Below are 13,086 nucleotides of genomic sequence, written 5' to 3'. Positions count from 1 at the left end.
ATGGATGCTCTTGCTGGCAAAACAGTACTGATTACGCGTGCCCAGCATCAAGCAAAACAAATGAGTGTAGCGGTGAAAAAACAGGGCGGAATTCCATTGGAAATTCCGCTTTTGCATATAGAAGGTGTATCTCAGCAGGAATTTCAAGGTATATCTCAGCAGCTTCACACATATGACTGGGTTATTTTTACGAGTAAAAATGGTGTGAGTTTTTTTTTAGATGGTTTGTGTCAGGAAATACCCCCTACTGTTCGCATTGCTGCAGTAGGAGTGAAAACAGGGCAAGAATTAGAAAAGCGGGGTTATGAGGTTCATTTTGTCCCAAAGACTTTTGTCGCGGAAGCTTTCGTTTTAGAATTTGTAAGAGAGTTAAACGGGACAGAACGCATTTTATTTCCCAAAGGGAATTTAGCTAGAGATATTATTCCAAATAAACTCCGCGATCTTGATGTGTTTTTAGAAGAATTTGTTGTGTATGAAACGAAAACAAATCATGAGAAGCAGCCAGACCTTATCGCAGCTCTAGAGTTAGGTAAGGTAGATGTTGTTACATTTACGAGTCCCTCTACTGTTACAAGCTTTGTGAAATTACTTGAGGGCACAAACTGGAGAGAATGGACAAAAAAATGTACAATTGCTTGTATAGGACCGATAACAGAGCAAGAGGCAAGGCGTTATTTTGCTGGTGTAATCGTTCCAAAAGAATATACAGTAGAAGCATTAATACAGTGTATTTCAAAATATAATCAAAATGCATAGTCTAAATAAAAAGAATGGGAGATAGAAATCTATGAATTCTTTACAATTTAATCGTCATCGTCGTTTAAGACAAAGCAAAAATATGCGTGCGCTTGTACGTGAAACATTTTTACATACAGAAGATTTTATTTATCCTATTTTTGTATTAGAAGGAGAGAATGTTCGTAACGAAGTTCCTTCTATGCCGGATGTATATCAAATTTCTTTAGATCTTCTGCAAGCTGAAATGCAAGAAGTGGTAGATTTAGGTATTCGTTCTGTTATCGTATTTGGTTTGCCTGCTGAAAAAGATGAAGTTGGATCTTCTGCATTTTGTGAACACGGCATTGTACAACGTACGATCAAACAAATTAAAGAGCAGTTTCCAGAGTTAGTAGTAGTGGCGGATACATGTTTATGCCAATATACAAGCCATGGGCATTGCGGGGTTATTGAGGATGGAATCATTTTAAATGATGAATCACTTGAAGTTCTTGCAAAAACAGCAGTGAGCCAAGCAAAAGCAGGAGCAGATATTATCGCACCATCTAACATGATGGATGGATTTGTAACGGCGATTCGCCATGCGTTAGATGAGAACGGTTTTGCACACGTACCGGTTATGTCATACGCTGTGAAATACTCGTCTGCATTTTACGGTCCATTCCGCGATGCTGCGCACGGTGCACCGCAATTTGGTGATCGTAAAACGTATCAAATGGATCCAGCAAACCGTATGGAAGCATTCCGTGAGGCTGAATCAGATGTAATGGAAGGAGCGGATTTCTTAATTGTAAAACCGGCCCTTTCTTACTTAGATATCATTCGCGATGTGAAAAACAATTTCAATTTACCAATCGTGGCTTATAATGTGAGCGGAGAATACTCAATGATTAAAGCGGCAGCGCAAAATGGTTGGATTAATGAAAAAGAGATTGTACTTGAGAAACTATTGAGCATGAAACGTGCAGGAGCAGATTTAATTATTACGTATCATGCGAAAGACGCAGCACGATGGTTACAAGAAGGAGGAATACAATAATGAAAAAGTTTGATAAATCGATTGAAGCGTTTGAAACAGCGCAAGATTTAATGCCTGGCGGCGTAAATAGCCCAGTTCGTGCATTTAAGTCCGTTGGTATGAATCCGCTTTTTATGGAGCGCGGAAAAGGCTCTAAAGTGTATGATATTGATGGGAACGAATATATCGACTACGTATTATCATGGGGACCGCTTATTCACGGACATGCAAATGAACGTGTTGTGGAATCATTAAAAGCTGTTGCTGAAAAAGGAACGAGCTTTGGTGCGCCAACAGAGATTGAAAATAAATTAGCGCAGCTTGTAATTGAGCGTGTGCCATCGATTGAAATTGTACGTATGGTAAATTCAGGAACAGAAGCGACGATGAGTGCCCTTCGTCTAGCACGTGGTTATACAGGTCGTAATAAAATTTTGAAATTTATTGGTTGTTACCATGGTCATGGTGATTCGCTATTAATTAAAGCAGGTTCAGGTGTTGCGACGCTTGGTTTACCAGATAGCCCAGGTGTACCTGAAGGTGTAGCGAAAAATACGATTACAGTAGCGTATAACGATTTGGAGAGCGTAAAATATGCGTTTGAGCAATTCGGTGACGATATTGCTTGTGTTATCGTAGAGCCAGTGGCAGGAAATATGGGAGTAGTTCCACCACAACAAGGATTTTTAGAAGGACTTCGTGAAGTGACAGAGCAAAATGGTGCATTGCTTATTTTTGATGAAGTGATGACAGGATTCCGCGTTGCTTACAACTGTGGACAAGGTTATTACGGTGTAACACCTGATTTAACTTGTTTAGGAAAAGTAATCGGTGGCGGCCTACCAGTAGGAGCATACGGTGGTAAAGCGGAAATTATGCGCCAAGTTGCACCGAGCGGACCGATTTACCAAGCAGGTACATTATCTGGTAATCCTTTAGCAATGACTGCAGGTTATGAAACATTAGTACAATTAACGCCAGAGTGTTATCAAGAGTTTGAGCGTAAAGCTGAAATGTTAGAAAATGGCCTGCGTAAAGCGGCTGAAAAACACGGTATTCCGCATCATATAAACCGCGCAGGTTCAATGATAGGTATATTCTTCACGAATGAACCAGTTATTAACTACGATGCAGCAAAAACGTCTAACTTAGAGTTCTTCGCAGCTTACTATCGTGAAATGGTAGAGCAAGGTGTATTCTTACCACCTTCTCAATTTGAAGGATTATTCTTATCAACAGCACATAGTGATGCAGATATTGAAGCGACAATTGAAGCGGCAGAAATTGCGATGTCGAAATTAAAAGCGTAAATAAAAAGGTTGCCGGGATCGTCCTGGCAACCTTTTTTATTAATGACTAGAGATCATGTCGCATATTGTCGGAATGCCGATATATTTTAAAAAGCGTCGATATATGAAAAATGAATAGGAAGATCACATGTGCAGTTCGATTTTTTACTCATAAAATGATTCCCAGACACATAAACCTGTAATGACATACAGTTTGGGAGGGGGAAAAGAAGTGGCAACAGATCATTCATTACGTTTTTCATTAAAAGAATCGGTTTGGTTCCAAAAAGGACAGGAAGTCGAAGAACTTTTGTCAATTTCGTTAGATCCAGACGTTGAGATAGAAGAGCTTGAATACGAAGTAATTGTGAGAGGTCAATTGGATTTAACGGGAGAATATGTTGCAAGGCAAGATGATTCTACGTTTTCATTACGAGATTTATCTCCAGCGAAATCCATTGATTATGTAGAAACGCGAGAAGATGGTGTAAACGAACTTGTGCACTCTTTTCCGTTAGAAATTTCGATTCCACGAAACCGAGTGAAACAAGTTGAAGAATTGTATGTTTCCATTGAGGAATTCGATTATGAATTAAAGGAAAATGGTTGTTTACAGCTATTAGCGGATATATCGATATCTGGATTATGTGAGGATGAGAGAATACAGAATGAAGTGCAAGAGGAAGAGATAGAGAATGTGGAAGTTGATAGAACCGAGGAAATAAAACTGGTGGATGAGGATACATTGCCGGTAGAAGTGGAAGAAGTAACAGTTCATACAGAATCAAACGGATGGGAAGATTATGCATTTGAGCCTTTCCAATTAGAGGAGCGCAAAGAACAAGAATTAGAAGAAGAGGTAGAAGATCTAGAAGAACATGAAGAGGAAGAACGAGAAGAGGAAGCAAAAGAAACTACACCACAGTTTGAATTCTTTGGCCGGAAGGATTTTCAGAAAAAGAAGGAAAAGGAATTACAGGAAGAAGCAGAAACGGCATACTCACAACGGGATGAAAATGCATTATATTTAACAAAATTGTTTACGAAAGAGCCGGAAGAAGAATTTACGAAATTACGTATGTATTTTGTGCAAGAAGGGGATACAATTGAATCGGTTGCGGATCGATATGAAACGTCGGTCCAGCATTTACATCGTGTGAATCAAACAGATGATGTATATTTAACTGCAGGGCAAATTATATATATACCTGTGTCAAAAGCAAAGACAAAGTGAGTGGAGAATTTTCTCCACTCATCTCTTTTCTTTTACTATAGTTCATCTTACGTTTTTGAATGAGAAAGGATCATTCGTATGGATATAGAATTGCGAGATCGTTATGCGCCGATCGTACAGCGGTATCAATTGGATGCCCACCATATGGAAGAGCATGGGAGTGTAATAAAAATTTATACGAATCAAGGTCCATATGCATTAAAAAAATTACCATCTCATCGATTGAAGCGAAATAATTTAATGTATCATGTTCAATTTTTACGTGAAAAGGGATTTACACATTATGTACCGATTTACCATGCAACAGATGGAAATCATATTTTGAGTGACGAAACATATAGTTATTATTTAATGCCTTGGCTTGAGCGAGCAGAAGGGAACGGAGAGGACAATGATCAATATCATAAAATGTTTCAGACGCTAGCGCTGCTTCATCAAAGGACGATAAAAGAAGAAACGTATACTGAAGAAGCGTTAGAGGAGCATTATACAAATGTCTCTGATCGTTGGGAGAAAGATGGAGAATTCTTAGAGCAATTCCTCGTAGAGTCTGAGGCGAAATGGTATATGTCGCCGTTTGAATTGCAGTATTGTACGTATTTTCATCATGTGATGAGGGCGCGTGAATTTGCAACGAAACAGCTTTCGGAGTGGAATGAAGCGATGAAAGAAAAAGAAAAAACAAGAGTTTCTTTTATTCATGGCAATGTATCGATGAATCATTTTTTATTCGATTATGAACGAAATGGTTATTTTATTAGTTTAGAAAGGTCTCAATTTGCAACACCAGTTCAAGATCTTGTTCGCTTTTATTCCCGCTCATTGAACACATATCCAATTACGAGAAGCGATCGCTTTGAATGGTATCAGGTGTATCAAAAGAATTTTCCGTTTACGAAAGAAGAACAACTCCTTATGTTTGCGTATCTAACATATCCGTCCCCATTTATTCGACAAATCCAATCTTATACAAGCAAACAGCAGAGCCGTAGTGAAAAGCAAGAACTTCAAGGTGTGAAAATGTTACAACAGGCGCATTGGCTTGTAAGTAATATAGAATATTTTATTTCACAATTACAAGCAGCGCAGCAAGGGAATGAGTAACAGCCGTAGTCTCAAGTGTCCTTGAGGCTACGGCTGAAAATGCAAGCGAATCGTTGCTACAACAAAGATGATAAGGATGATGAAATCTAAGAAAGTTGGAAGTAGTAATGTACGAATCCCTTGGAAAATCGTAAGGGGAATTGCAAAATCAGCAAACATCGTTTGTAAATTTCTAACCCATGAAGGGGCCGAAAAATTGTAGGTGCGTCGGTATCGTCGCATAATCATTCCTCCGTATAGAAAGGCTATTGCTGCACATGAACCTTAAAAGATGAAAGGGTAATATTACAGTATGCGGGGTAAGTACCTAAGGTGCTTGTGCTGCGTACCTTCATTTTCCGTGTATATATTACAGGGAAATTAGTTAAGCTGATTGGTAATTGTATGTTGTTTTTATCAAAATAGAATTTATTAATTGTAGAAACTTGCTGAAAAATATTTTTATCTTGACGAATATGGTTTCGTTTTTTACACTATTGTATATAATAAATAACAATTATATAAATGCGTTGAAGGGGAAGAGTATAACATTAAACGTCTGCAGAGAGGAGAATTATTAGCTGTGAGATTCTCTAGATAGTCATGTTAGAAGGTAGCTCTGGAGCATCTTTTCTGAACGGAGTCATTCTCATTAGGAAAAGACGGATCTGTCCGTTATCAAATTAAGAGTATAAGCAAATTTTGAATTTGTTTGTAAATAAAGGTGGTACCACGATGTCCCTCGTCCTTTTTGGATGAGGGGCATTTTTTATTTTAAGGAGGGAAAATAATGTCAAATACGGAAAAGAATTTACCGACTAAATATGATCATATGTCCGTTGAAGAAGGCCTTTATAAATGGTGGCTAGACGGCAAATATTTCGAAGCAAAAGGAGATGCGGAAAAGCAGCCGTATACAATTGTAATCCCGCCTCCAAACGTAACAGGTAAACTGCACTTAGGGCACGCTTGGGATACGACGCTTCAAGATATTTTGACGCGTACAAAGCGTATGCAAGGTTACGATGTATTATGGCTTCCAGGAATGGACCATGCTGGTATCGCAACACAGGCAAAAGTAGAAGGAAAACTTCGTGAAGAAGGTATTTCACGTTACGATCTTGGCCGTGAGAAATTCCTTGAGAAAGCATGGGAATGGAAAGAAGAATATGCTTCTCACATTCGTCAGCAATGGGGAAAAGTTGGTTTAGGATTAGATTACTCTCGTGAGCGCTTTACATTAGACGAAGGTTTATCTGATGCGGTTAATAAAGTATTCGTTCAATTATACGAAAAAGGTTTAATTTACCGCGGTGAATATATTATTAACTGGGATCCAGCAACACGCACAGCTCTTTCTGATATTGAAGTAATTCATAAAGAGATTCAAGGTGCATTCTACCATATGAACTACCCATTGACAGATGGATCTGGTCACATTCGACTTGCGACAACTCGTCCAGAAACAATGCTTGGCGATACGGCAGTAGCAGTTCATCCAGAAGATGATCGTTACAAGCATTTAATCGGAAAAACAGTTACACTTCCAATCGTAGGCCGTGAAATTCCGATTATTGCTGATGAGTACGTAGAAAAAGATTTCGGAACAGGCGTTGTGAAAATTACACCAGCTCACGATCCGAATGACTTTGAAGTAGGTAACCGTCATGACTTACCCCGTATTTTAGTAATGAACGAAGATGGAACGATGAACGAAAAAGCTGGTAAGTATAACGGTATGGATCGTTTCGAATGCCGTAAAGAGTTAGTAAAAGACTTACAAGATGCTGGCGTATTAGTAGAAATCGAGCCTCATATGCATTCAGTGGGACATAGTGAGCGTAGCGGTGCAGTTGTTGAGCCTTACTTATCAACACAATGGTTCGTAAAAATGGGACCACTTGCAGAAAAGGCAGTAGAACTTCAACAAAAAGAAGAAGAAAAAGTAACGTTCGTACCAGAGCGTTTCGAGAACACATACTTACGCTGGATGGAAAACATTCACGACTGGTGTATTTCTCGTCAATTATGGTGGGGACACCGCATTCCAGCTTGGTATCATAAAGAAACTGGTGAAGTATACGTAGGTACGGAAGCACCAGCAGATATTGAAAACTGGAATCAAGATAACGACGTACTTGATACATGGTTTAGCTCAGCGTTATGGCCATTCTCAACACTTGGTTGGCCGAATGAAGATGCAGAAGACTTCAAACGTTACTATTCAACAGATGCTCTAGTAACTGGTTATGATATCATCTTCTTCTGGGTATCTCGTATGATTTTCCAAGGTTTAGAGTTTACAGGAGAGCGCCCATTTAAAGACGTATTAATTCACGGTTTAGTTCGTGATGAGCAAGGACGTAAAATGAGTAAATCTCTTGGTAACGGTATTGATCCAATGGATGTTATTGATAAGTACGGTGCAGATGCAATGCGCTTCTTCTTATCAACAGGAAGTGCACCAGGACAAGATTTACGCTTCAGCATGGAGAAAGTAGAATCTACTTGGAACTTCATTAATAAAATTTGGAATGCATCCCGTTTCGTATTAATGAACATGGATGACATGAAATATGAAGATATCGATTTAACTGGTGAAAAGTCAGTTGCAGATAAGTGGATTTTAACCCGCTTAAATGAAACGATTGAAAGTGTAACACGTAACATGGATAAATATGAGTTCGGTGAAGCTGGCCGTTCATTATACAACTTCATTTGGGATGATTTCTGTGATTGGTATATTGAAATGGCGAAACTTCCATTATACGGTGAAGATGAAGTGGCTAAGAAAACAACTCGTTCAATTCTAGCATACGTACTAGACCAAACGATGCGTCTACTACACCCATTCATGCCATTCGTAACAGAGAAGATTTGGCAACACTTACCGCATGAAGGTGAATCTATTACAGTAGCAGCATGGCCGACAGTTCGCGAAGATTTACAAGATAAAGAAGCAGCAGCAGAAATGCACCTTCTAGTTGATATCATTCGCTCTGTTCGAAACATTCGTGCTGAAGTAAATACGCCAATGAGCAAAAAAGTTCAAATGCAAATTAAAGCAAAAGACGAAGCAGTACTAGCACAGCTTATGAAAAACAGCTCTTACATTGAGCGTTTCTGTAATCCAAGTGAATTAACAATTAAGACTGATTTACAAGCGCCAGAAAAAGCGATGACTGCAATCGTATCAGGTGCAGAGTTATTCTTACCGTTAGCTGATCTTATCAATCTTGATGAAGAGAAAGCGCGTCTTGAAAAAGAACTTGAGAAGTTCGATAAAGAAGTAGAACGTGTACAGAAGAAACTTGCAAACCAAGGTTTCGTAGCAAAAGCTCCAGCGGCAGTTATTGAAGGAGAGCGTGCAAAAGAGCAAGATTATTTAGAGAAACGCGAAGCAGTTCGTCAACGTCTAGCTGATCTTCAAAAATAAAGTCATTCGAAAGAGACTCGCTATATTGGTGAGTCTCTTTTATTTGCGTATAATAGAGCTAGGATAATTCTTTGTTTTAGTTCTTTTTTATTGATTTGAAAGGGGAATGGCAAGCGTGGTACATACATACGAAGAAGCGATAGGTTGGATCCATAGCCGATTAAAGTTTGGAATTAAACCAGGATTAGAGAGAATGCAGTGGATGCTAGGGGAGCTTGGAAATCCTGAGCGTCACATAAAATGCGTTCATCTTGCAGGAACAAATGGAAAAGGTTCAACTTTAACATATATGCGTTATATGCTAGAGGCGGGAAAATATAAAGTTGGTACATTTACGTCTCCATACATTGAAACGTTTAATGAGCGAATTAGTGTTAACGGTACACCGATTGCAGATAAAGAAATTACTGAGCTTGTAAATATGGTAAAACCGGTTGTTGAAAAATTAGATGAAACAGATTTAGGAGAAGCAACGGAGTTTGAAATTATTACAGTAATGGCAATCTGCTATTTTGGTAAAATAAACTTCTGTGACATCGTCTTGTTTGAAACAGGGCTTGGTGGTCGTTTTGATTCTACAAATGTAGTTCATCCAGTTCTTACAATGATTACAAATATCGGCCATGATCATATGCATATTTTAGGGAATACATTAGCTGAAATTGCGTACGAAAAAGCAGGAATTATTAAATCAGGAGTTCCTGTTATTACTGGTGTGCAGGATGAAGAAGCACTTGAGGTTATCCAAAAGGTTGCTCAGGAAAAGACTGCAAATCTATATGAGTTTGGAAAGCAATTTACAGCTGTTCATCAGCGTTCCGATGAAGATGGAGAGCATTTTGATTTTTCTTGCCCGTTTGCTTCATTTGAGGAAGTTCAGATTTCGATGAAAGGAAGTCATCAAGTCGGAAATGCAGCATTGGCGTTGATGGGGATTATGTATCTTAAAACATACCTATCATTCTTAATGGAGGAAGAGCATATTGGCGTAGGATTAAGTGAAGCATATTGGATTGGCCGATTTGAACGACTGCAAAGCAATCCGGACGTAATTATAGATGGCGCTCATAATCCAGAAGGAATTGCAAGCCTTGTGAAAACAGTAACGGCTCATTATAACGATAAAAACATCCTTGTTTTATTTACCGCTTTAGGTGATAAACAGCTAGACAATATGGTAGGGCAATTAGAAACAATTGCAGATGAAATGACTTTTACAACATTCACATTTGATCGTGCGATTTCTGCTGAGGAGCTTGCAGATTACTCACGTAAGGAAACAAAACAAGTTTTTGAGAATTGGAAAGAAGCTATTGATGCGAAAATGAACAACCTCCAAGAAAATGATGTTTTCATCATAACAGGCTCTCTTTACTTTATTTCAGAAGTTAGAAAATACATTCGTGAAAAAAACTAGGACAGCAACTTGCTGCCCTAGTTTTTTGTTCTACAAATGAAGTCAAATACATACATATAAAGTGAAACTTCCATCAGTGGAGGTTTTTTTATTTCCCACTGATGGTTAGCCTTCACCAATCGGGCTTTTAGGGGCAGTTTATCCCCTAGCAACCTTCATAATTTTTATCCGCAATTTTGAGGTAGGGGATATTACTGCCTATTAATGCGGGATAAGATAACTATATGGGAAAATTTGACGAATCCCTCCGACAGATATCTCGTTTTTTTGTGAAGTGAATATGATATGATGCGGACAATGATAAGAGGTGAGGTGTGAGGGTATGGACAAGCAATCACGAACAATCTCGGTTAAAGTAAACGGAACGGAAGCAAAGTATGAAGAAAAGCAGAAAGAAAAGGAAGAATTTGATTGGATGGTAGTTGATAGTGAAACGTCGCAAAATGTAGTGCCCTTTCAAAAAAACAAGTTACCATCTATCCGGCAGCACCGAAAGAAATGGAATAATGTGCTTATTTTTACAGTTGCTACTGCGGTTATCATTGGCACAGTGTTAGGGATGGGAATGCTTCACTTGTTAACGGGACAAGGTACAGTTCGGGAAGCTACGATAACAAGTGGAGAAAAGAATAATGGAGCAGAGCAAAAAGAAGTAACAGCTGGGGAGAAAAAAGAAGAAAAACAAAAGGTGGGGAATGCAGCTGCTTTAGAACCAATCACTTTATATTTCGTGCAGGGAGGTCTCTATTCTTCTGAAGAAAAAGGACAGGCAGCTACTCAGGAATGGAAAGACAATGGGGGCATAGCAGCGATTAAACCGACTGATGATAAGTATTCACTTGTAGTTGGAATTGCTAGTGATGAGCAATCGTTAGATAAATTAATCGGACAATATAAGAAAGATGGCGTATCAGTTTTGAAAAAGAAATGGGAAATTACAGATTGGGCATTGCTGAAAAGCGATAAAGAATCTGGTCCATTGTTAAGTAAGTTACAACTCTTATACGTCCATTTTGTAAAATACGCGACTAGTATACAACCTGGAAGTAAAAGTAATTCAAAAGAAATAGAAGCGATTGAAAAGGAATGGAAGGCAATTGAAAAAGAGGGGAAATCAATTAAGCGTGAGGATGTAAAAAAAATATATACGTATGCATCAGTAGCTGTGCAAACAATAAAAGAAGGAAAGACTGATAAAGAAGCAGTAGCTAAATTGAATCAAGTTATCATTGATGGTTTGCTTTCTTATGAAAAAGTGGTTTCGCAAAAAGCCAAAGAGTAGGATAATGGAATAAGAGGAAAGAAGTATGCATACTTCTTTCTTTTCTTTTGAATTATATAGCTATAGAAATGTTTTCACCTTATAGTGAGAAAACATCATTTCTTAAAAAGAAAATGATGTTTTTGCAATTTGTAGGAAAGGTATTTGTTTGATACGATCAAGCTATATTTTTCTGCTTTATGTAAGAAAGGAGCATATATGAAAAAACTTATTTTAGCATCTGGGTCACCGCGCCGGAAGGAATTACTTGAACTAGCGGGTGTACCATTTGAAATTGTTGTGAGTGAAATAGAAGAAACAATCGGTGCGTATTCATCGCCCGCTGATATTGTGATGTCACTTGCTTTGCAAAAAGCGTCTGCTGTAGTAGAAAATCACGAAGATAGTGTGGTATTAGGTGCAGATACAATTGTTACATATGAATCGCGTATTCTTGGAAAGCCTAAAGATGAAGCGGAAGCGAAAGAAATACTGCAGCTATTATCAGGAAAAACACATGAAGTATATACAGGCGTTGCGCTCATTTCAAAAGAAAAAACAGTAACTTTCTACGAACGTACAGAAGTTACGTTTTGGGAGTTAACAGAAGAAGAGGTTGATGCGTATATTGCGACGAAAGAACCACTTGATAAGGCTGGAAGTTACGGTATTCAAGGAAAAGGTTCTATCTTTGTTCAACATATTCAGGGAGATTACTACAGTGTAGTGGGATTACCAATTGCACGACTTGTTCGTGAATTAAAACAGTTCGATAATGATGCATCCCATGCGTAAAATTGCATGGGGTTTTCTTTGCGAAAAATTGAAAAAGGAGTGAAAATATGAACGGTATTCGTGATGTTTTGAAAGAAGAACAACCACGGGAGCGTTTATTAGTAGAAGGAGCAAGCAGTTTATCGAATCGGGAACTTCTCGCAGTGCTACTTAGAACTGGTTCTAAAGAAGAATCAGTTCTAACATTAGCGGATCAAATTTTATATCATTTTGACGGATTACGAATGTTAAAAGATGCTACAATAGAAGAGATGACGAGTATTCATGGTGTAGGAATAGCAAAGGCCTCTCAGTTAATCGCTGCTTTTGAACTAGGGAGAAGGATGGTGCGTTTAGAGTACCAAAATCGATATAGTATTCGGAGTCCAGAAGATTGCGCTAGTTATATGATGGAAGAGATGCGTTTTTTACAACAAGAGCACTTTGTCTGTTTATACTTGAATACGAAAAATCAAGTTATGCATCGGCAGACTGTGTTTATTGGGAGTTTAAATGCCTCAATTGTGCATCCTCGCGAGGTTTTCAAAGAAGCTTTTCGTCGCGCAGCAGCCTCTATTATATGTCTGCATAACCACCCTTCAGGAGATCCTACGCCGAGTCGGGAAGATATTGAAGTGACAAAACGATTGGTAGAATGTGGAAGGATCATTGGGATTGAAGTCCTTGATCACATTATTATAGGCGACCATAAATTCGTGAGTTTAAAAGAAAAAGGTCATATTTAAGACTATTCTTTTTACCTATTTTGTTTTATAATGTGATTTATGAGTTTTTTGTAGGCATTCGCTTACAATAAAGGATAGAAAATATAA

Annotated in this window: 11 protein-coding genes and 1 other annotated feature; of the genes, 10 read left to right on the top strand and 1 reads right to left on the bottom strand. The window is 38.4% G+C overall.

The window, feature by feature from the left end:
* From hemD to ysxE, 5 genes are all read left to right on the top strand, one after another.
* Window positions 1-759, top strand: a complete 759-nt coding sequence (hemD, locus tag NSQ40_RS22680) for a uroporphyrinogen-III synthase (RefSeq protein ID WP_003200811.1) — start codon at window positions 1-3, stop codon at window positions 757-759.
* A gap of 31 nt (window positions 760-790) precedes the next feature.
* Window positions 791-1,780, top strand: coding sequence for a porphobilinogen synthase (hemB, locus tag NSQ40_RS22675; RefSeq protein ID WP_003200813.1), 990 nt, complete (start codon window positions 791-793; stop codon window positions 1,778-1,780).
* A complete protein-coding gene (gene hemL, locus NSQ40_RS22670; RefSeq protein ID WP_258248318.1) occupies window positions 1,780-3,069 on the top strand; it encodes a glutamate-1-semialdehyde 2,1-aminomutase in 1,290 nt (429 codons plus the stop codon). The genes hemB and hemL overlap by 1 nt, the downstream gene beginning before the upstream one ends.
* Before the next feature lie 181 nt (window positions 3,070-3,250).
* Window positions 3,251-4,282, top strand: a complete 1,032-nt coding sequence (gene spoVID / locus NSQ40_RS22665; protein WP_003200816.1) for a stage VI sporulation protein D — start codon at window positions 3,251-3,253, stop codon at window positions 4,280-4,282.
* 78 nt (window positions 4,283-4,360) lie between these two features.
* Window positions 4,361-5,386 carry a spore coat protein YsxE gene (ysxE, locus tag NSQ40_RS22660; protein ID WP_258248319.1) on the top strand — a complete coding sequence of 342 codons (1,026 nt, stop codon included), beginning with the start codon at window positions 4,361-4,363 and terminating at the stop codon, window positions 5,384-5,386.
* A gap of 27 nt (window positions 5,387-5,413) precedes the next feature.
* On the opposite strand, the gene NSQ40_RS22655 is transcribed toward ysxE, so the two are convergent.
* Window positions 5,414-5,608 (bottom strand): hypothetical protein, encoded by a 195-nt coding sequence (locus NSQ40_RS22655; RefSeq protein WP_018764391.1) that lies wholly within the window; start codon window positions 5,606-5,608, stop codon window positions 5,414-5,416.
* Window positions 5,609-5,886: 278 nt separating this feature from the next.
* Window positions 5,887-6,118: a binding site (T-box leader), on the top strand.
* 37 nt (window positions 6,119-6,155) lie between these two features.
* On the opposite strand from NSQ40_RS22655, the gene NSQ40_RS22650 reads away from it, so the two are divergent.
* From NSQ40_RS22650 to radC, 5 genes are all read left to right on the top strand, one after another.
* Window positions 6,156-8,801, top strand: a complete 2,646-nt coding sequence (locus NSQ40_RS22650) for a valine--tRNA ligase (RefSeq protein WP_003208630.1) — start codon at window positions 6,156-6,158, stop codon at window positions 8,799-8,801.
* Between the two features lie 115 nt (window positions 8,802-8,916).
* Window positions 8,917-10,218 carry a bifunctional folylpolyglutamate synthase/dihydrofolate synthase gene (locus NSQ40_RS22645; RefSeq protein WP_033796436.1) on the top strand — a complete coding sequence of 434 codons (1,302 nt, stop codon included), beginning with the start codon at window positions 8,917-8,919 and terminating at the stop codon, window positions 10,216-10,218.
* A gap of 322 nt (window positions 10,219-10,540) precedes the next feature.
* On the top strand, window positions 10,541-11,500 hold the full coding sequence (locus NSQ40_RS22640) for a hypothetical protein (RefSeq protein ID WP_003200826.1): 960 nt from the start codon (window positions 10,541-10,543) through the stop codon (window positions 11,498-11,500).
* A gap of 198 nt (window positions 11,501-11,698) precedes the next feature.
* Complete coding sequence (locus NSQ40_RS22635) at window positions 11,699-12,274, top strand: Maf family protein (RefSeq protein WP_003208628.1); 576 nt, start codon at window positions 11,699-11,701, stop codon at window positions 12,272-12,274.
* 47 nt (window positions 12,275-12,321) lie between these two features.
* The gene (gene radC / locus NSQ40_RS22630; protein ID WP_003200830.1) at window positions 12,322-12,999 is read left to right on the top strand and encodes a RadC family protein; all 678 of its coding nucleotides are present in this window, start codon (window positions 12,322-12,324) and stop codon (window positions 12,997-12,999) included.
* The last annotated feature ends 87 nt before the right edge of the window (window positions 13,000-13,086 follow it).

Origin of the sequence: Bacillus sp. FSL K6-6038 (genome assembly GCF_038050455.1) — a bacterium.
Classification (GTDB): Bacteria; Bacillota; Bacilli; order Bacillales; family Bacillaceae_G; genus Bacillus_A; species Bacillus_A pseudomycoides.
Note: the sequence above shows the minus strand (reverse complement) of the source record. Positions and strands in the feature narration are given on the sequence as shown.